Raw genomic sequence first — 18,641 nt, forward strand, 5'->3', positions numbered from 1 at the left:
ATGGCGAAGACCGCCCCGAAAACAGCACCTGTGATTGAAGGCTTGACCGCATTAATGGAGCGTCATGCCGACGCGCTTTCTAGCCAACTTAAAGCACATCATCTGAAAGTTTTCCCACCAACTTCTGAGAAGGGAATTCGGACATTCGGACCGTCCGAGGCGTCTAAGTTGCTCGGTGTCGGAGAGTCTTATCTACGACAGACTGCTTCGGAAATGCCAGAGTTGAATGTCGGCATGAGCCCGGGCGGCAGGCGCATTTTCTCGATCGAAGATATCCATGCGATCCGCAAGCATATGGACCAAGTTGGCCGCGGGAACCGTCGGTACCTCCCGCATCGTCGAGACGGTGAGCAGCTTCAAGTTATCTCCGTTATGAATTTCAAAGGTGGGTCAGGCAAAACGACTACCGCCGCGCATCTGGCCCAGTACCTCGCAATGCGTGGATACCGCGTCCTAGCTATCGATCTTGATCCTCAGGCCAGCCTTTCCGCGCTCTTCGGCAGCCAACCGGAAACCGATGTTGGCCCGAACGAAACGCTGTACGGCGCCATCAGATACGATGATGAGCAAGTACCGATCGAGCAAGTTGTCCGAGGAACATATATTCCTGACCTTCATCTGATTCCCGGTAACCTTGAACTGATGGAATTTGAACACGACACGCCGCGCGCGTTGATGAAACGCAAGGAGGGCGACACGCTCTTCTACGGTCGGATCAGCCAGGCGATTGAAGACATCGCGGATAACTATGACGTCGTCGTTATCGACTGCCCCCCCCAACTTGGCTACCTTACGCTATCAGCTTTGACGGCCGCGACATCAATCCTTGTCACTGTCCACCCACAGATGTTGGATGTGATGTCCATGAACCAGTTTCTGGCAATGACATCGAACCTACTGCGGGAAATTGAGAGCGCTGGCGCCGAATTCAAGTTCAACTGGATGCGCTACTTGATTACCCGTTTCGAACCGAGCGACGGACCACAAAACCAGATGGTCGGCTACTTGCGGTCGATTTTTGGCGAAAATGTTCTCAATTTTCCGATGCTTAAAACTACAGCGGTATCGGATGCGGGGCTAACAAACCAAACTCTGTTTGAAGTCGAGCGTGGCCAGTTTACGCGATCGACCTATGATCGCGCATTGGAGGCCATGAACGCCGTCAACGACGAGATCGAGTCCCTAATAAAAAAAGCATGGGGTAGACCCACATGAGCAGGAAGCACATCCTTGGCGTCTCGACGGACGCCCCCAACGCATCGCCTGCGGATAACCTTGCAGGCAAAACGCGGTCAATGCCGCTTCTGGGTGTAGCCAGGAAAGAACGCGATCCGGCAACAAAGCTGACAGCGAATATTGGCAACGCACTGCGTGAACAGAATGATCGTTTGAGCCGTGCTGAAGAGATCGAGCGCCGCCTGGCGGAGGGGCAGGCGGTAATCGAGTTGGACGCTTCAGCCATCGATCCGTCCTTCGTGCAGGATCGCATGGCAGGGGACATCGACGGGCTCCTGGCATCCATCCGAGAGCAAGGCCAGCAGGTTCCGATCCTCGTGCGACCTCACCCGGATCAGCCCGGGCGATATCAGGTTGCCTTCGGCCACCGTCGGCTTCGGGCGGTGTCAGAACTGGGTCTTCCGATCAAAGCAATTGTTCGCGATTTGACTGATGAGCAATTGGTCGTTGCCCAGGGCCAGGAAAATAATGAGCGCGAAGATCTTACATTTATCGAGAAGGCGCGCTTCGCGTATCATTTGAACAAGCAGTTTGCACGCGAGATCGTTATCGCAGCAATGTCGATCGACAAAAGCAATCTGTCGAAGATGCTTCTGCTCGTCGACGCCCTCCCCTCGGATTTGATCGATGCGATTGGGGCAGCTCCCGGGATCGGGCGGCCGAGCTGGCAGCAACTGGCGGCACTTGTCGAAAAGGCACCCTGCTTGGCGGAAGCGTCAAAATACGCGCTATCGGATGAGGTGCAGGCTCTCCCGTCGGCGGAAAGGTTCAAGGCAGTGATCGCCAACCTGAAGCCCCGCGGAGTGGCTCGTGGGCTTCCTGAAGTTATGTCAACACCGGACGGTGCTAGAATTGCGCAGGTTACGCAGAGCAAGTCCAAACTGGAAATCACGATCGACAAGAAGGCGACGCCGGAGTTCGCGGCCTTTGTGCTTGAACAGTTGCCGACGCTTTTTCAAGCGCACCGCGCACAAAACCAACGGAAACAGGGAGAGTAACCCGCAAAAGAAAAGAGCCCCCTCAACGTCGCCGTCGCGGAAGCCCTTCTGTCTCTGTAGCAAGAACAGAATCGCATTTCCTCGAATCCTCGTCAAGAGACTTGGCGCCATTTTGGTGAGTGAATTTCTTTTGCCTGCTGAAAGGTGAAAGATGATGCAGACAGGAAGTGTAACGACGCCATTTGGGCGGCGACCGATTACGCTTGCGCTCGTGCGGCGGCAAGTGGCGATGGTCGACATTAAACCAGGCAAGACTGCGGACAAGTGGAAGGTCTTCAGGGATGCTTCTGCCGCCATGGATCTGCTTGGGATCCAATCCAATAGCCTTGCGGTTCTTGACGCGCTGTTGAGTTTCTATCCAGATAATGAATTGCGCCAAGACGCACAATTGATTGTCTTTCCATCGAATGTTCAGCTTGCGCTACGAGCCCACGGAATGGCTGGCGCGACGTTGCGCCGACATATCGCCGTGCTCGTGGAGTCAGGCTTGATCGTGCGGAAAGATAGCGCCAACGGGAAGCGCTATGCTCGGAAAGATCGGGCAGGTCAGATCGAGTGCGCGTTTGGTTTCGACCTGTCCCCCCTTCTCGCCCGATCCGAAGAACTGGCGATGCTGGCTCAGCAGGTAGCTGCTAGTCGCGCAGCTTTCAGAAAGACGAAAGAGAGCTTGACCATTTGCCGACGTGATGTCCGGAAGCTGATCACCGCGGCCATGGAAGAAGGCGCGGACGGCGACTGGCAAGTGGTCGAGGAGATTTACGTGGCCCTTGTGAGCAGGATCCCCCGCGCCCCTACGCTGACTGACGTCACTGGGATACTCGAAGAAATGCAAATGCTTCACGAGGAAATCGTCAATCGATTGGAATTTCAAGGGAATCCTCAAAATAATAGCACCAATGACGATCATAATGAGCAGCACATACAGAATTCAAATACCGAATTCTTAACTGAATTTGAACCTAGCTCTAGAAAAGAGCAGGGCGATGGGACGAGTGATATCCGCCAACCGCTGAAGAAGCAGAGAAAGGAGTTCCCATTGGGAATGGTTCTCAGGGCATGTCCAATGATCGCCGACTATGGACCGGGCGGCGCGATTGCAAGTTGGCGCGATCTGATGTCGGCCGCGGTGGTGGTTCGGTCAATGCTGGGCGTAAGCCCGTCGGCCTACCAGGAAGCCTGTGAAGTTATGGGGCCAGAGAATGCGGCTACCGCGATCGCGTGCGTTCTGGAGCGATCGGCGTTTATCAACTCGCCCGGGGGCTATCTGCGCGATCTGACGCGCCGAACAGAGCGTGGGGAGTTCTCTCTCGGCCCGATGATTATGGCCTTATTGAAAGTCAGCGGCCAGAGTATCTTGAAGGCTGGGTAAGGCTGAGAACAGGGTGCTGGACTGCAGGCTGGCGATACTAAACCTCTCGAGAGCCTGCTACCGTTGGTGGTCAGCTGACCACTGTAGTAAATAGCTGAAAAGGCAGTGTTTTTCACGCTACCTTTTTAACAGCAGAATGCGGACTCGTCTCCTCGCAGCGGAACAAAACGTCGAACCAGCATTCTGTTGAGAAAATAGAATGAGAGCGCAGCCGCGAACAACAGCAGCAACACGGCGATGCTGGTGCCTGTGCACTTCTCGCCGAACATGTCGGTTGACGACCTGGTTGAGTGGGGTTTTCCCCGGATGAAGGCGAGTGCGAACAAGGCAGTTAAGAAGGGAAGGGCGGCATGTATTGTCATCACGTCTGCCACCGGCGCCAGGCGCAGCGGGTTCATGAGGCAGATTGTGGCGAGTGTCGAGAGGATCATCATCCACAGATCCGCCACTCCGACAGCTTGGATCGAGCCCCACAGGTCCTCGCTATGACACCAAGCCATATAGGCGCCGATGAACAAGTGTCCGAAGACGCCGCGCCAGAACAGGTTAGTAGCTATCTGGAGAGTTTGGACTCTCTGTGGGATTTCGCGAATGAACTCCACTTCGTCTCATAACGCGCTTAAAGTCAGGTGCGGCGCCCCGTTCGAAGTTTTACGGACAGAATTTCCGGTAGTGTCGACCATGCTTTTTACGATCCGGCGCATGTTGGAAAAACTGTCGAATGTAACGGTATCCACCGGTTCATCGAAACGCACAGTCATGGAATAGTATGTGCCCGAGGATGACAATGCGGTAATTTCGCCCTTGAAGGGTTGCCCAAGATACCGCCCCTGCACCCTTTGGTGCAAATGGAACGGAGGGGGATCAGCCTTGGCCAGTCTGGCAGATAACGTGTTCCAGTCGCGCGCGCCGTTCTGTCGGGCGACGAGCTCCAGTACCTGGGCATGGCCTAGTACGGTACCGTCGGCGGCGAGTGCGCTCCTAAAGGATTTTGCGTGCGCCTTTGCTTCTGCAATGGTTCTGACTGTCATGACAGGTTCTCCACGGCCCTCAGCCCGATACCGGCGTTTCCCCGCGCCTTCCGCGCGGTGGCAAGCACAAGAGTTGCGATGATTGCGGCCACGCCATCGGCCAACGGATAGGCGAACCAAATCGCATCCGCGCCCAACATTGCCGCAGCAATCGTGACCAAGACAGGCAACAGGATAAGAGGCTTGACCATGGTCAGAAGAGCCGAGCGGGCCGGTTGGCCGATGGCTTGGAAATAAAGCCCGAGCACAAGAACCGGTCCGGGAAAGAGATAGACCGCAGCCATGGGACGAAGTAATCGGCCGACCTCGCTGATGACATCCGGATCAGCGACAAAGGCTGCTCCGACGACCGTGCCCGCGCTGAACAGCAAAACTTCAACTGCAAGACAGTAGAGTAATGCCGTTGCCGCAGCGATCCGCAGGACCGCATCCGAGCGAGTGTAGAGACGCGCACCGACATTGTAGCCGACGATGCTCTGCATCGCCATCGCGATCGCCATGATTGGCAGGAAGGCAAAACCGAAATGCGTGTCACGATCCCGTAGGCGGCAATGGTCCTGGCGTAGTCGGTGCTGCCTGCAAGACGGAGGGCAAGCACCACGCTGGCGGCTGAAAGCGCCATTCCGATAAAACCCGGACTGATGGGAGCGCCCAGCGCAACAATAAGCCTCCAACTGCCGGTCCAGCGGTTCCGCCAGAGGCTGTTGAGCGGCATCATGCCCCCAAGGAACGGGCGTAGCCCGGCCAGAAGCACCAATCCCAGCGTCTGTGCCAGAAGCGTGCCCGTGGCCGAACCCGCAACACCCAGTTCCAGTACCGCAACCAGGATGTAGTTCAAGAGAATGTTGATGAGCGTGACCCCAAGCGACATGAGCGCCATCAATCCCGCCCGTCCTTCGTTCCTCCAGGCATCGGCGTGAACACCCAGCAGAAATTGTACCGGGGTTCCGAAGACGGTAATCGCCAGGAAGACCCACACCATTTCGTCAACCGGGCCATCGGCGCCCGCAACGCGCAGGGCGAAACCCCAGCCGCCAGCACAGAAGATGACGATCAGCGCTGAAGCGATCGTCAACGCAAGTCCATGCGCACCGGCGAATGTTGCGTTGACCGCGTTACGGTCGTCGGCGCCAAGCTGGCGAGCCAGCAGGCTTGACATTCCCCCGCTGACAAGGGTCGAAAGCGCGATGGTCAGCATGAGGACTGGAAAGGCCATGCCCACTGCCGCGATGGCGTCCGCACCGACGAAATGCCCGAGAAACACTGCGTCGATGATACCCAACATCCCGTTCATCACCATGATGGCAATCATAGGAAAAGCGGTGGCGGCAAAAATTCTGCCCGGCGAGGCAGTCAGAAAACGGTTTTCGGGCGATTGTCGCGAAGACATCACTCACTCCTCCAAAGAGGCATTTCGACTGAGATGGGGCCTGCATTGCCACCGACGAAATGCTTCGAGGGTGAGGACGATCTATACATACCGGGCTTCACCGTGACTTGCGTCTGCAGGCGGCAGGTGCCCGGAACCTTCGCGAGAAGGACCATGCATTCCAGACATTGTCAATGGATGCGCATGTGGGAAAATTCGCGCACGTTTGGGCAAATCCAGTTCGACGCAAACATCCCGGCTGCGTTTTCATTTTTACGTCTGATTTTTTGGGTATCAGCAGACTATCCAATTACCGGACGCCTGCAGCTCCTCCACTGGTGGACCGTAGCGAAATTGAGGCAAGCGAAACCGCAGCTAGTGGGCCAATCGTCTTTTCCGATAAGTGGCGTCGAGCTCTATGCCTTCATGTAGCTAAGCGGCGTCTACGACAGAAGACGTGCGGCTCGTCCTGTTCGCCTGGTCGCATTGTTGTAATAACTGGAGGCCTGCTGGACGGATCTGTGGCGGGACTGCTCCATGGCCTCTGGCAGAGGGACGCCTCGATTGGCGGCCTCCGTGAGATAGCCCGATCGCAGCCCGTGCGCCGAAAACTCTCCGGGCGCCAGCCCCGCCAGCGCCGCCCGCTGCTTGACGATCTGGTTGACCGCACTCGGCTCCAGCGCCCGCTTCGAAACGTTGCCCCAGCGATCGATCTTCCGAAAAATGCTCCCGCTTTCGATTCTTCCAGCCGCAAGCCAGCCGTTAAGCGCATCCACGGGCCGGCCCGTCAGATAAACGACCTCATCGTGCTTGGAGCCAGACGTTTTGGTGCGACCCAAATGTATGGCGAGAGAGGGGAGGGGAGGGCCGCCTTCGACGGTAATGGGCGCCTCGACCGAGAGCTGCTCTCTGCGCAAACCGGCAATCTCACTGCGGCGACGACCGCCGGACGCGAACGCCACCATCAAAATTGCGCGGTCACGGATGTCTCGCAGGCTGTCGGTTCCACAGGTCTCGAGGAGCTTGGCAAGGACGTCGCCGGTCACTGCCGTGGCGCTCTTGCGTTTCCTCGGACGCGGAGTTGCCCGAACGGCGAGCCGTATCGCGGATTTCAGCGAAGGGGAGGAGAAGACGCCTGACAGCCTGCGCCATTTCGTCAGCGTCGACCAGCTGGCAATCCGCCGCCGCACCGTGTCGGGCGCGTGCGGCCCTGGCGATCGCAGAAAACCCTGTTCCCGAAGGCTCTGTTCGACATCGGCTGGCATGCCGTGGTGAGGATCGATGTCGCGCTGTTCGGGCTGCCACAGATGGTGCGCGACGAATTTAAGAGCCAAGGCTTCGGGCGCCGGCCAGGGGAGGGAGGCGCCGGTCGCGGCAAGCGACCAGGCCTGTAGATAGGCGAGATCGGAGGTGAGGGCGCGCAGAGTGTTTTCGCCCATGCCCTCATTGACCAGATGGCGCAGCGTTTCGACATCCTGGTCGGTCAGCAGTTCGGCCAGTTCGTCGCGCCGGTCGATCGGCAGGACGCTGGCAATGGTGTCGAGTTCGTCGGCGCGGCGATCGACGGCGGTCTTGGAAATGGACGGCTTGGCCGCAGAGAAACTCCGGATCGGCGGCTTTTAACGGCCGAGCGGCCGTGGATTTACCGGATTCTTTCTGATTTGCGACTCCAGATCAACTACCATCGATAAGAGGTACTTATCGATGGTTAGATCGCCAACTGAGCTTACTATGCAATGACAGACGCTGCCACTTTACAGAGATTAGGGGGCTGAATTCTCTCTTCTCCAGGAGATCACAGGGTCTTCACGAAATAGCGGGCAGGTCTGCTTGCCACTCTTAACTATCGTATAGATCGAGACTTTGGTGCGATCCCAGCAGACTGTCTTATAATCACTCGATGCGGTAGATAAACGACGCCAGCTTCAGACAACGGGTTATCCATCACTTTTAGCAAGCGATACATGCCGGTCTCCCCGATACTCTGGGCGGGTTGCGCTACAGTCGTCAACTGAGGGTTGGAGACTTCGCCATAGCGGATGTTGTCGAAGCCGACGACCGAGATGTCACCGGGTACGCTGAACTTCATCGTCTGCAACTCGGAGATGGTGCCAAGCGCCATTTCATCGTTGGCGCAGACGATTGCGGTTGGCAACGTTTTCGCGTTGACAAGTTTCCGTGTTGCGCGCCGTGCATCGCTGATGATGAGATTGCCATCCGCCAGCCAGTCATCTGGAATATCGATGCCCGCGTCCTCCAAGGCCGCCCTGTAGCCCGTTTCGCGATCCTGAATCATGGAAAAGCCGGGCTCGCCGCGCATGAAGGCGATGTTGCGGTGCCCGAGGCCGATCAGATACAGGGTAATCTCCCTGGCGGCAGAGAACCCGTCTATTTGCACGCGCGGATAGTGCAGCAGTTCCGGATCCGCGGTTTCACCGCAAACCACGATCGCCGGATTGGCGGCAGATTCGCCCTCCCCGGCATTGCGCCTGAAAGGAGCGGCGCCCCCCAGTACGATGATTCCATCCGCTTCGCGGGATGTGACGATGTGGTTCAGATCCGTGTGTGAGAGACTGCCTGCTGTAAATTCCTGAATGCGAATGCGATAACCGCGCTGCCGGGCAACATAGGAGACGCCGGCCAGCACATCCCCATAGAAAGGGTCGCCCAGCGCGCCAACCAGTGCCAGCACGAGCTTCGTCTTGCCCAGCCGGAAATTTCGCGCCAGCGCATTGGGCAGATATCCGAGCTGTTCTATCGCCACCTGGATCTTGTTGCGCGTCTCCATCCGGACCCGTTCCGGCTCATGAAAATACCGGGAGATTGTTCCGTTCGAAACACCTGCATGCCGCGCAACGTCTCTTATCGAAGCCATCGTGTCTCCCGTTTTCCATTCGGCGCCAGCGCCATATCCGACAGTGGCGAATTTTTGAACAAAGCAATAGCCCGCATTTTTTTAAGGCACTCGCATTGACAAAGGTGATGTTTGATGAAAACGTTTTAATCAACGAGACAGCAGATATCAACGGAATAATCGGTTTCGCAATTCAATTTCCGAAAAATCCCGGCACGACGGCGCCTTTTTTTGAATGAGAATGAAAACGTTTTAATCTCTGTATCCGGGCTGTGAGATCGTCGAAAGACAGGACTGTATGGTGGATCTGGACGATATTGATGTGCGCAAGGGGCGGGGAAGGATCTTCGGTTCTCCCGCATGGCTGCCGCTTGAGCAGTCGCAGTGGCGCGGGACTTCGGATTGCGGAGCTGCGTTGTGACAGCTTCCAGAACACATCGGCGGCCATCAAGCTTTCGCTACGCGCAGATCGGGCTCTGGTCGTTTCTGCTGGTCTCGGCGATCTTCTTCCTCGCACCGATCTACGTGATGATCGTGACCTCGCTGAAGTCGATGCCGGAAATCCGGGATGGCAACATCTTCAGCCTGCCGCGGCAGATCACATTCGAGCCATGGGTCGAAGCCTGGTCGCGGGCGTGCACGGGCCTGAAGTGCTCAGGCGTGCAGGGCGGCTTCTGGAATTCGATCAAGATCCTCATTCCGAGCGTGGTGCTGTCGGTGATGTTCGGGGCGGTCAACGGCTATGCGTTGACATTCTGGCGCGTGAAGGGCGCTGAAATCCTGTTCGCCTGCCTGCTCGTCGGTGCCTTCATTCCCTATCAGCTGTTCATCTATCCGCTTTCCCTGACTTTCGCCGCCTTCGGGGTCAGCAATTCGCTGGGTGGTGTCGTGTTGATCCACGTCATCTTCGGCCTACCGGTCACCACGCTGATCTTCCGCAATTTCTATTCCGGAATTCCTGCCGATCTGATGAAGGCGGCGAAGGTGGATGGTGCCGGTTTCTGGCGGATCTTCATCTCGATCCTCTTGCCGATGTCCGCGCCTATTCTTGTCGTGGCCACCATTCTTCAGGCGACCGGCATCTGGAACGACTATCTCTTCAGCCTGATTTTCGCGGGGCAGGAAAACCAGCCGATGACGGTGCAACTGAGCGCACTCATCAACGCGCGAACGGGCGAGCGGCCCTACAATGTGCACATGGCGGCAACGATGCTGACGGCCGCCGTGCCTCTCCTCATTTATTTCCTCTCCGGGCGCTGGTTCGTCCGTGGCATTGCAGCAGGAGCGGTCAAAGGATGACTATGAACACCACCGCAAAAACCTCCGTTTCCGTCCGCGACCTGACGATTGCCTATGGCAATACGACCGTCCTCGACAAGCTGTCGCTCGACGTCGCGCATGGTGAATTCCTCGTGCTGCTCGGTTCTTCCGGATGTGGCAAGTCGACCCTGCTCAATGCCATCGCCGGTCTCGGCGATATCTCCGGCGGGGAAGTCTGGATCTCCGATAAGGATGTGACATGGGCAGAGCCGAAGGACCGCGGAATAGGCATGGTCTTTCAGTCCTATGCGCTCTACCCGCGTATGACTGTCGAGCAGAACATGAGTTTTGGCCTGAAGATCAAGGGGCTTAAGACGGACCATATCCGCGAGCGGGTTCAAAGCACCGCTTCTCTGCTGCAGATCGAACACTTGCTGAAGCGCCGCCCCGCAGATCTTTCCGGCGGGCAGCGCCAGCGCGTTGCCATCGGCCGGGCGCTGGTGCGCGAGGTCGACGTGTTCCTGTTCGACGAACCCCTGTCCAATCTCGATGCGCAGCTGCGCTCGGAACTGCGTGTTGAAATCAAGAAACTGCACCACAGCCTCGGCAACACCATGATCTACGTGACGCATGATCAGGTGGAGGCGATGACACTCGCCGACCGGATAGCCGTGATGAAAAACGGCCAGATCCAGCAATTGGCGCCGCCCGCCGAGGTCTATGCGCGTCCGGCCAATCTCTTCGTCGCAGGGTTTCTCGGTTCGCCGAAGATGAACTTTCTTCAGGGTACGCTGTCCACGCAGCAGGGCAAACCGGTCTTCACTTGCGGCCAGACCCACATTGATCTTTCTGCCGCCGCCATTACCAGCACCGCCTATCAGGGCGAGGCAACGCTCGGCATCCGGCCGGAACATCTGGCGATCGTTTCCGGAGCCGGAGCGCCCGGTCAGAAGCAGCAGCTTGAGGGCAGTGTGTCGCTGATCGAGCCGCTGGGCGCGGAAACCATCGTCTGGGTCAATTTCCAGGGGGCGTCGCTCACAATCCGGACGACGGCGTACATCGTGCCTTCGGTCGGCGACCGGGTGTCGTTCTCGCTCGATCTCACCAGAGCATCGGTTTTTGCCGCAGACAGCGGCCTCCGGCTCTGATCGCTCACCAATTCCATTCCATCAGTCAACAGGTCAACAGCATGTCACTCGATCACAAACTCTCTTTCCAGCTCTATTCCGCCCGCGAATTCCCGCCGCTTGGCGAGCAGCTGAAAACCCTTTCCGCGCTCGGTTTCACCAATGTCGAGCCTTACGGCGATCTCTACGAGGATCTCGCGGGCTTCAAGGTAGGGCTGCAGGCAAACGGACTGTCGGCGGATAGCGGCCATTTCGATCTGGCGATGCTGGAAAGCCAGCCGGAGCGCGCAATCGAGATTGCAACGGCGCTCGGCATGAAGAACATTATCGCCCCATGGCTCGATCCCGAAGACCGGCCGGTCGATGCGGCGGGCTGGAAGGCACTTGGTGACCGGCTGGAAACGCTGAACGGCGTGTTCACGGCCGCGGGCTTCAAGTTCGGCTGGCACAATCATGATTTCGAATTCACGCTGCTTGATGATGGCTCGATGCCGATCGAGCATCTGCTGGGCGGAAACGGCGTTGGCCTCGAGCTCGACGTCGCCTGGGTCGTGCGCGCCGGGATCGACCCGCTGCCGTGGATTTCGCGCTATTCCGATCGCCTGCTCGCCGTGCATGTCAAGGATATCGCACCGGCCGGTGAAAACCTCGATCAGGATGGCTGGGCGCATCTCGGTCAGGGCGTCGTCGACTGGAAGGCCATCTGGCCTGCCGTTGCCGCCTCGAGCGCACGCGTTGCCGTGCTCGAACATGACCAGCCAGCCGATTGGCGCCGATTCGCGCAAGAAAGCGCGGCCGCGCTGCTGTCGCTGCAAGCCAACTGAAAGGGCGGACACTCATGACCATGAATGTGGGCATTGTCGGTTGCGGCAATATTTCCGACACCTACCTCCAGAACGGACCCTTGCTGCGCGATATCAACTACATCGCCTGCGCGGATCTGCGTTTCGACGTGGCCGAGGCGAAAGCGTCGAAATACGGAATCGAAGCGGCATCCATCGACGCGCTCCTGGCGCGCGACGACGTGGATATCATCCTCAACCTGACGGTGCCCGCAGCCCATGCCGAAGTCTCGCTTCGCGCGATTGCGGCCGGAAAGCACGTCTACACGGAGAAGCCTCTCGCCATCAGTCTGGCGGAGGGCCGGTCGGTACTCGAAGCAGCTGCATTCAAGGGCGTACGCGTCGGTTCCGCCCCGGACACGATCCTCGGACCAGGCCTTCAGGCAGCCCGCGCCATCGTCGATTCCGGCAAGCTGGGCGATGTCGTCACCGGCCTTGCCACCGTCATGTCGCATGGCATGGAAGACTGGCATCCCAACCCGGCCTTCTTCTTCCAGAAGGGGGCCGGGCCGGTCCTCGACATGGGGCCGTATTATGTCACGGCGCTGATCAACATGCTTGGCCCGGTCAAGCGGGTTCAGGCGACCGGACGCATCGGCACGCCGGAACGGCTTGTGACCGCCGAAGGCCCGATGAAGGGCCAGACGGTCAAGGTCGAGACCTTCACCAGCCTCAACGCGCTCCTGAGCTTCGAATCGGGCGCCGAAATTGCATTTCTCGCAAGCTGGGACGTGTGGAACTACGATCTCCGCCCGATCGAGCTGCACGGCACGGCGGGCACGCTGCGCGTTCCCGATCCCAACAATTTCGGTGGCACCGTCGATTTCGCGGCCGAAGCGGGCGCGTTTGCGAGCGAGCAGACCGCCACCCTGCCGTTTGGCGCCGATAACAGGCTCTGGGCCGATGAGTATCCCTATTCATGTTATCGCGGCATGGGCCTGGCCGACATGGCACGCAGCATCAAGGCAGGTGTTCCGCACCGCTGCTCCGGCGAGCTCGGCTACCATGCGCTGGATGTCATGCTGGCGATCGAGGAAGCGGCCCTTCAGCACCGCGTGATCGAACTCGGCAGCACTTGCGCCCGGCCTGCGGCCCTTTCCTCCGAGGAGGCCGCACTGTTTGCCGCCGATGCCGCTTAGTGGTGCGGGATACAGCGCAAAGACCACAGAAAATTCACATCAGGTAGAAAACGTAGTCCATCAAAAAAAAGGGGACTTTATGAAAAATCTCTCGAAAATATCGATCCTTGCCGGTGCGATCGCCATGACGGCGCTCGGAGCGGTTCATGCGGAAACGCGCAAGGCCGAAGTCATGCACTGGTGGACAACGGGCAGTGAGGCTGCGGCGCTGAAAACCCTCGTCGACGCGTATAACAAAGCGGGCGGGGAATGGGTGGACCATGCCGTGCCCGACTACGAAAGCGCGCTTGCCGCCGCAACAAGCGCAATCGTCGGCGGTTCGCCGCCGGCCGCACTGCAGTTCATCGGTGGAAAGCAGTTCACTGACCTCGCCGCCCAGGATTATCTGACCGACCTGACGCCCTATGCCGAGGCTGGTAAATGGGCAGATGCCCTGCCACCGGCATTCATGTCGGCCGTCACCTATGACAACAAGGTTTACGCTATCCCGATCGACAATCACGGCGTGAACTGGATGTGGTCTTCGACGTCGGCGCTGAAGAAGGCGGGCGTGACCCTTCCCACGAAATGGGACGAGTTCTTCCCGATGCTGGACAAGATCAAGGCCGCCGGCATCACGCCTGTCGCGCAGTCCGGCGAACCCTGGGTCCAGCTGGAAGTCTTCTACCAGCTGATGATGTTCCGCGGTGATCTCGATCTCTATTATGCCATTTTCCGCGATGGCAATGTGGACGTGGTCAAATCGCCGGAATTCAAGGCATTTGCCGAGGATCTGAGGAAATACACGACCTATATGGATGCCGGATCCGCCGGTCTGAAATGGAACGATGCCACCAGCATGGTGATCAAGGGAACGGCCGCCGTGCAGTTCATGGGCGACTGGGCCAAGGGCGAGTTTACCGCGGCCGGACTGAAGCCGGGCGTCGACTATGACTGCACCATCGGCTTTGGCGGCAAGGACTATTACATCATGAGTTCCGATGTATTCGTTCTTCCGAAATCGGCCAGCGCGGAGATGGCGCCGGTGCACAAGCTGCTGGCGGAAACGATGATGTCGCCGGAGGTCCAGGTGGCGTTCAACAATCTCAAGGGCGGTCTGCCCGCCCGGCTGGACGCCGATCCCTCGAGCTTCGACGCCTGTGCCGCAAAGGGCTTTGCAGCGATGAAAAACCCTGAACAGCAGGTGGCCGGGATCGAGATGATGACATCGAGTGACCGCGTCGGTGCGGTCCAGGATGCTGTCATCCAGTTCTGGAACACGCCATCCATGACCTCGGACGATTTCGTCGCCGCGCTTGCGCAGGCCATCGAAACGACCGAATAAAGAGAAGCCGGGAGATGCCGACAATGCCTTCCACACGCAAGCCGCCAAGACGTCTGAACATGGCAGGCATTGCCCTCTGGCCGTCCTGGATCATCGTTGCCGTTGCCTATATCGGCACCATGGTCTGGACCGTCGGCATCTCGTTTACGAATTCCAAGCTGCTCCCGGTAGCAAACTATGCCGGGTTCAGCCAGTACAAACGTCTGTTCGGAACGCCGAGATGGCTTCAGTCCATTGACAACATGTTCGTCTTCGGCATTTTGTTCATTCTCATATGTCTTGTTCTCGGCTTCCTGATGGCGGTGGCGCTCGATCAGAAGATCCGGGCGGAGAACGTGTTCCGGACCATCTATCTCTACCCGTATTCTCTTTCCTTCATTGTCACCGGTGTCATCTGGCAGTGGATGATGAACCCGGCGCTCGGCATTCAGAAGGCCGTCAACGACCTCGGCTGGACCTCGTTCGAGTTTGACTGGGTGGTCGATCCCGACAAGGCGATCTACGCGGTCGTTCTCGCCGCCGTCTGGCAGTCGGCAGGTCTTGTCATGGCGCTGATGCTGGCCGGCCTGCGTGGTGTCGATCCCGACCTGTGGAAGGCCATCCGCGTTGATGGTGTTCCTACATGGCGTGCTTACATCTCGATCATCATACCGATCCTCAGCCCCATGATCGTTACGTCGGTCGTCCTCCTTGGCATATCCGTGGTGAAATCCTACGATCTGGTCGTGGCGTTGACCAATGGCGGACCAGGAACGGCAACCGACGTCCCGGCCAAATTCATCATGGATTTCCTTTTCCTGCGATCCAATATCGGGCTGGCATCGGCAGGCGCGACTGTCATGCTGGTCGCCGTCGTCGCGGCTGTCGCTCCATGGGTATACGCTGTCTACATGCGGCCAAAAACAACAGGATGAAAAATGCCCCGACCATGGGCGAACATGCCGCGGACACTCCTCTCTATAACCGAGCGACATCCGGAACGAGTGGCATCCCCGTGGGCCGGATCTGTTTCTTGAGGGCGGCGATACGGAAGATGGTGTTGGCAGCGCCGTAGCCGCGATAGCCGCGCCGTTCGACGATCTCGAAGAAAAAGCCCTCGCCATAGACGCCGCTGTAGAGCTGGAAGAATTCGCCGTACTTGTCGCGGTCGTAGAGGATATTTTCCGACTTCAGCCGCTCGCTGAGCTCCGGATCAAGCCCGAAGCGCGCCTCGACATCATCGTAATAGTTAGGCAAGATATGCAACGGCCGGAAACCGTTCTGTTTCAAGGCTGCGGCTGTCGCGAAAATATCGTCCGTGCTGAACGCCAGATGCTGGATGCTCGAACCGAAGGTTTCAGCGATGAAGTGGCCGGCGAGCGTGCGGCGGTTTTCCGCTCCGTTTAGCGTAATGCGCAAGGTCCCGGCGGCGTTTTCAATCACTTGGCTGCGCACGACACCAGCCGGATCGATGATATCGACCATCGGTGTCTTCTGTGTCCGGAAGATTGCCGTATAGAACAACAGCCAGGTCGGCATTTCCTCGTAGGCGACCGTCTGGGCGATATGGTCGATGGTGCGCAGATGAGCCGGCCGGCTTTCTTCTTCATCGGCGACGGACATGAAATCGATGTCCCACATGCGACCGAGATCAGCTTTCTCGTCAAGCAGATAGATAACCCCTCCACCGACGCCACGAATGGCGGGAATGTCGACCTCGCCGGACCCGACCGGCTGGCTGAACGGTTCCGCGCCCAGCGCCGTTGCCCGCGCCATGGTCTCCGCCGCGTCATCGACCGCCAGAGCCACGGCGTAGGCGGATGGGCCATGCACGGCATAGGAGGCATTGGCAAAACCCGCGCGCTCAGTGTTGATCAGCAACCGGATGTCGCCCTGCCGGTAGACACCGACCTGCTTTGTCCTGTGCTGCGCTGTCTTGCGAAATCCGAGAGTGGACAGGAGGGCAACCAGTTCGGCCACATCCGTTTCATCGACGGAGAACTCCACGAAACCGACGCCTTTCACCGGGGTGCGATCCGGCATTGCGGCAACCGTAAGCCCCACATTCGGATTGCGCCGGACCCGGTCGCCGAGCGTAACCAGCGATCGATGCCCGTCGGCTGCGATCGCCTTGGCGGAGCCGCCGCGGAACTGGTCGTTGAATATCTCCAGCGAGAAGTAACCGTCATAATCGGTTTCGGCGATGACGGTGGTGAAAGCCGCCACCGGCAGATCGCCTTCGCCGGGCATGTTGCGGAAGTGGCGGCTCCAGTAAAGCAGGTCCATGTCGATCAGCGGCGCGTCGGCCAACTGGACGATGAAGATCTTTTCCTTGGGGATCGAGTGGATCGAGTTGATATCGATCTTGCGCGACAAGGTATGGAAGCTGTCGAGGATCAGACCAATATTTGCATGATCCGCGCGCCGAACGATCTCCCATGCATCACGATGATCGAAGATGTGTCGTCCCCAGGCAAGCGCCTCGTAACCGACCCTGAGATTGCGTTTTGCCGCCCGTTCGCCAAGCTCATGAAAATCCGCCGCCGTCCGGTCGATACCGCCGAGCGAAACCGGCGAGACATTCGAGCAAACCAGCAACAGATCGGTGCCGAGTTGCTGCATGATATCGAACTTGCGCTCGGCTCGATCAAAGGCACGTGTGCGATGCGGTTCCGGCATGCCTTCGAAATCGCGAAACGGCTGGAACAGCGTGATCTCCAGACCTTGGTCGCGCACCATCCGTCCCACATCCGCAGGGCTGCCGTCAAAGGCAAGGAAATCGTTCTCGACGATTTCGACGCCGTCGAACCCCGCCTTGGCAATTGCCGCCAGCTTCTCCGGCAATTCGCCGCTGATCGATACGGTCGCTATTGAAGTCTTCATGGAAAATCCCCAGGTCCGCCATTCGCGGACATCCGTTCCCGACGAGCCTGTAGGTTCGAAGGGATTTTCCGATCTAAACGTGGGGCGGCTGCAATGGCAAGCGGCGCATCATAACGTTCTGATATACAAACATAACACCTTGTAATCGCCGCCATCGCTTTACGGATTGAACCCCCGAGCGAGGCCGCACATACTCTCGGTCATAACAACGACAAAGAGGGTAACATGTTAAAATTCAAGATCATACGGGCGCATACCTGCCGCCTTTCCATGTCCACCATCGCGAGCATCCTCCTGCTCGGTGCCGTTCAGGCGAATGCCGAAACGCTGCGGCTTGCCCACGCGTCAAGCTCGAAAAGCCTTATTCAGGACGCTGTCGTCATGTTCGCCGACAAGCTTTCCGCGGGGACCAAAGATGGCCTGACGGTTCAGATATTTCCGGACGGTCAGTTGGGAGACGAGGGCCCGATTGCCGATGGCGTCGGGTCTGGTTCAATCGATATCGGGCTCGGTGGTGTTGCCGATGCGATTGATCCGAAGCTAAACGTCGTCACTTTGCCCTTCCTGTTTTCCGATGCGAAGGCAGCCCACGCATTCCTTGACGGCCCGGTCGGCAAAAAGGTCTTCGACACCGGCGGCGACAACGGCTTCAAGATGCTTGGCGCGCTCGATTCCGGCTTCCGGCAGTTTGCAACGGTCAGCAAATCGATCGCCACACCGGAGGATATGAAGGGTTTGAAACTGCGGACGCCGCCAAACCCCGTCATACTCGCAACCATCGAACAACTGGGCGCGTTGCCGCAATCCCTGCCTTTCGGCGAGGTCTATACATCCCTGCAATCGCATGTGGTTGATGGCGTGGAGCCGGAAATCCGCGATTTCGCGGATCAGAAATGGTACGAGAGTGCGAAATTCCTGTCCGTCTCGAACTATATCTGGACGCCGAACTACTGGTACATGAACAGGGAACGCTTCGACGCTCTCAGCCCGGAATATCAGGCTGCCGTTACAAAGGCGGTGGAAGAGACGACAGTCTGGTATCGCAACCAGCTTGACGAGGTTTACGCCAAAGTCATTGAAGACCTCAAATCGAAGGGCGTGACGGTAACGACGGTAGACACCACACCGTTCCGTGCCATGGTTGATCCTGTTTACGTGAAATTCGGGGCTGAATGGGGCGACGAACTGGTATCGTCCGTGCGCGCGGCAGCCGCTGGTCAATAGCCGAAG

Annotated in this window: 17 protein-coding genes and 3 pseudogenes; 11 read left to right on the forward strand and 9 right to left on the reverse strand. The window is 58.2% G+C overall.

The annotated features are described in order from the left end of the window. The 3 genes from repA (at window position 1) to repC (ending at window position 3,603) form a co-directional block, all read left to right on the forward strand. Complete coding sequence (repA, locus tag PY308_RS21010) at window positions 1-1,215, forward strand: plasmid partitioning protein RepA (protein ID WP_275791369.1); 1,215 nt, start codon at window positions 1-3, stop codon at window positions 1,213-1,215. Further along, window positions 1,212-2,234 carry a plasmid partitioning protein RepB gene (gene repB / locus PY308_RS21015; protein WP_275791370.1) on the forward strand — a complete coding sequence of 341 codons (1,023 nt, stop codon included), beginning with the start codon at window positions 1,212-1,214 and terminating at the stop codon, window positions 2,232-2,234. Before repA ends, repB begins: the two co-directional genes overlap by 4 nt. Before the next feature lie 154 nt (window positions 2,235-2,388). After that, entirely contained in the window at window positions 2,389-3,603 is a 1,215-nt protein-coding gene (gene repC, locus PY308_RS21020; protein WP_275791496.1) for a plasmid replication protein RepC, read from the forward strand. Window positions 3,604-3,728: 125 nt separating this feature from the next. On the opposite strand, the gene PY308_RS21025 is transcribed toward repC, so the two are convergent. The 6 genes and pseudogenes from PY308_RS21025 to PY308_RS21045 form a co-directional block, all read right to left on the reverse strand. Next, window positions 3,729-4,205, reverse strand: coding sequence for a hypothetical protein (locus PY308_RS21025; RefSeq protein ID WP_275791371.1), 477 nt, complete (start codon window positions 4,203-4,205; stop codon window positions 3,729-3,731). Window positions 4,206-4,211: 6 nt separating this feature from the next. Further along, window positions 4,212-4,634 carry a glyoxalase superfamily protein gene (locus tag PY308_RS21030; RefSeq protein ID WP_275791372.1) on the reverse strand — a complete coding sequence of 141 codons (423 nt, stop codon included), beginning with the start codon at window positions 4,632-4,634 and terminating at the stop codon, window positions 4,212-4,214. Beyond that, the gene (locus PY308_RS21035) at window positions 4,631-4,825 is read right to left on the reverse strand and encodes a hypothetical protein (RefSeq protein ID WP_275791373.1); all 195 of its coding nucleotides are present in this window, start codon (window positions 4,823-4,825) and stop codon (window positions 4,631-4,633) included. Before PY308_RS21035 ends, PY308_RS21030 begins: the two co-directional genes overlap by 4 nt. A 33-nt stretch (window positions 4,826-4,858) precedes the next feature. Further along, a pseudogene (locus tag PY308_RS23010) lies at window positions 4,859-5,134 on the reverse strand (MATE family efflux transporter); the annotation flags it as partial. Between the two features lie 386 nt (window positions 5,135-5,520). Continuing rightward, window positions 5,521-6,024: pseudogene (locus PY308_RS23015) on the reverse strand (MATE family efflux transporter); the annotation flags it as partial. 422 nt (window positions 6,025-6,446) lie between these two features. After that, window positions 6,447-7,442 (reverse strand): site-specific integrase, encoded by a 996-nt coding sequence (locus PY308_RS21045; RefSeq protein ID WP_275791375.1) that lies wholly within the window; start codon window positions 7,440-7,442, stop codon window positions 6,447-6,449. A gap of 15 nt (window positions 7,443-7,457) precedes the next feature. On the opposite strand from PY308_RS21045, the gene PY308_RS21050 reads away from it, so the two are divergent. Beyond that, window positions 7,458-7,694: a hypothetical protein gene (locus tag PY308_RS21050; RefSeq protein ID WP_275791376.1), complete on the forward strand. Its 237-nt coding sequence runs from the start codon at window positions 7,458-7,460 to the stop codon at window positions 7,692-7,694. Between the two features lie 152 nt (window positions 7,695-7,846). Here PY308_RS21050 and PY308_RS21055 read toward each other — a convergent pair whose 3' ends face one another. Together PY308_RS21055 and PY308_RS23020 are read right to left on the reverse strand one after the other, a co-directional pair. After that, window positions 7,847-8,791, reverse strand: a complete 945-nt coding sequence (locus tag PY308_RS21055) for a LacI family DNA-binding transcriptional regulator (RefSeq protein WP_275791377.1) — start codon at window positions 8,789-8,791, stop codon at window positions 7,847-7,849. 3 nt (window positions 8,792-8,794) lie between these two features. Further along, window positions 8,795-8,878 (reverse strand): annotated as a pseudogene (locus PY308_RS23020) (LacI family DNA-binding transcriptional regulator); the annotation flags it as partial. 396 nt (window positions 8,879-9,274) lie between these two features. Between PY308_RS23020 and PY308_RS21060 the strand changes: the two are divergent. The 6 genes from PY308_RS21060 to PY308_RS21085 all read left to right on the forward strand — a co-directional run bounded on the left by PY308_RS21060 (window position 9,275) and on the right by PY308_RS21085 (window position 15,463). Further along, window positions 9,275-10,156, forward strand: coding sequence for a carbohydrate ABC transporter permease (locus PY308_RS21060; RefSeq protein ID WP_275791378.1), 882 nt, complete (start codon window positions 9,275-9,277; stop codon window positions 10,154-10,156). Continuing rightward, complete coding sequence (locus PY308_RS21065; RefSeq protein ID WP_275791379.1) at window positions 10,153-11,265, forward strand: ABC transporter ATP-binding protein; 1,113 nt, start codon at window positions 10,153-10,155, stop codon at window positions 11,263-11,265. Before PY308_RS21060 ends, PY308_RS21065 begins: the two co-directional genes overlap by 4 nt. Before the next feature lie 41 nt (window positions 11,266-11,306). Next, a complete protein-coding gene (locus tag PY308_RS21070; RefSeq protein ID WP_275791380.1) occupies window positions 11,307-12,068 on the forward strand; it encodes a sugar phosphate isomerase/epimerase family protein in 762 nt (253 codons plus the stop codon). 14 nt (window positions 12,069-12,082) lie between these two features. Continuing rightward, window positions 12,083-13,225: a Gfo/Idh/MocA family protein gene (locus PY308_RS21075; RefSeq protein ID WP_275791381.1), complete on the forward strand. Its 1,143-nt coding sequence runs from the start codon at window positions 12,083-12,085 to the stop codon at window positions 13,223-13,225. A 79-nt stretch (window positions 13,226-13,304) separates the two neighbouring features. Continuing rightward, window positions 13,305-14,549 carry an ABC transporter substrate-binding protein gene (locus tag PY308_RS21080; protein ID WP_275791382.1) on the forward strand — a complete coding sequence of 415 codons (1,245 nt, stop codon included), beginning with the start codon at window positions 13,305-13,307 and terminating at the stop codon, window positions 14,547-14,549. A 23-nt stretch (window positions 14,550-14,572) separates the two neighbouring features. After that, on the forward strand, window positions 14,573-15,463 hold the full coding sequence (locus PY308_RS21085) for a carbohydrate ABC transporter permease (RefSeq protein WP_275791383.1): 891 nt from the start codon (window positions 14,573-14,575) through the stop codon (window positions 15,461-15,463). Window positions 15,464-15,506: 43 nt separating this feature from the next. On the opposite strand, the gene PY308_RS21090 is transcribed toward PY308_RS21085, so the two are convergent. Further along, the gene (locus PY308_RS21090; protein ID WP_275791384.1) at window positions 15,507-17,411 is read right to left on the reverse strand and encodes a bifunctional sugar phosphate isomerase/epimerase/4-hydroxyphenylpyruvate dioxygenase family protein; all 1,905 of its coding nucleotides are present in this window, start codon (window positions 17,409-17,411) and stop codon (window positions 15,507-15,509) included. Between the two features lie 225 nt (window positions 17,412-17,636). Here PY308_RS21090 and PY308_RS21095 point away from each other — a divergent pair, with 225 nt between their 5' ends. Further along, window positions 17,637-18,635 carry a TRAP transporter substrate-binding protein gene (locus tag PY308_RS21095; protein ID WP_275791385.1) on the forward strand — a complete coding sequence of 333 codons (999 nt, stop codon included), beginning with the start codon at window positions 17,637-17,639 and terminating at the stop codon, window positions 18,633-18,635. Window positions 18,636-18,641 lie beyond the last annotated feature (6 nt).

It is taken from the genome of Pararhizobium gei (genome assembly GCF_029223885.1).
In the GTDB taxonomy this organism is placed as follows: Bacteria; Pseudomonadota; Alphaproteobacteria; order Rhizobiales; family Rhizobiaceae; genus Pararhizobium; species Pararhizobium gei.

What these genes read in the sequence shown, in the direction of transcription:
- PY308_RS21095 (WP_275791385.1), top strand. Translation starts at nt 17,637, where the DNA reads ATGTTAAAATTCAAGATCATACGGGCGCATACCTGCCGCCTTTCCATG.
- PY308_RS21075 (WP_275791381.1), top strand. Translation starts at nt 12,083, where the DNA reads ATGACCATGAATGTGGGCATTGTCGGTTGCGGCAATATTTCCGACACC.
- PY308_RS21050 (WP_275791376.1), top strand. Translation starts at nt 7,458, where the DNA reads ATGGCGCAGCGTTTCGACATCCTGGTCGGTCAGCAGTTCGGCCAGTTC.
- PY308_RS21055 (WP_275791377.1), bottom strand. Translation starts at nt 8,791, where the DNA reads ATGGAGACGCGCAACAAGATCCAGGTGGCGATAGAACAGCTCGGATAT.
- PY308_RS21035 (WP_275791373.1), bottom strand. Translation starts at nt 4,825, where the DNA reads ATGGTCAAGCCTCTTATCCTGTTGCCTGTCTTGGTCACGATTGCTGCG.
- PY308_RS21080 (WP_275791382.1), top strand. Translation starts at nt 13,305, where the DNA reads ATGAAAAATCTCTCGAAAATATCGATCCTTGCCGGTGCGATCGCCATG.
- PY308_RS21070 (WP_275791380.1), top strand. Translation starts at nt 11,307, where the DNA reads ATGTCACTCGATCACAAACTCTCTTTCCAGCTCTATTCCGCCCGCGAA.
- PY308_RS21090 (WP_275791384.1), bottom strand. Translation starts at nt 17,411, where the DNA reads ATGAAGACTTCAATAGCGACCGTATCGATCAGCGGCGAATTGCCGGAG.
- repC (WP_275791496.1), top strand. Translation starts at nt 2,389, where the DNA reads ATGCAGACAGGAAGTGTAACGACGCCATTTGGGCGGCGACCGATTACG.
- repA (WP_275791369.1), top strand. Translation starts at nt 1, where the DNA reads ATGGCGAAGACCGCCCCGAAAACAGCACCTGTGATTGAAGGCTTGACC.
- PY308_RS21065 (WP_275791379.1), top strand. Translation starts at nt 10,153, where the DNA reads ATGACTATGAACACCACCGCAAAAACCTCCGTTTCCGTCCGCGACCTG.
- PY308_RS21030 (WP_275791372.1), bottom strand. Translation starts at nt 4,634, where the DNA reads ATGACAGTCAGAACCATTGCAGAAGCAAAGGCGCACGCAAAATCCTTT.
- repB (WP_275791370.1), top strand. Translation starts at nt 1,212, where the DNA reads ATGAGCAGGAAGCACATCCTTGGCGTCTCGACGGACGCCCCCAACGCA.
- PY308_RS21045 (WP_275791375.1), bottom strand. Translation starts at nt 7,442, where the DNA reads ATGGGCGAAAACACTCTGCGCGCCCTCACCTCCGATCTCGCCTATCTA.
- PY308_RS21085 (WP_275791383.1), top strand. Translation starts at nt 14,573, where the DNA reads ATGCCTTCCACACGCAAGCCGCCAAGACGTCTGAACATGGCAGGCATT.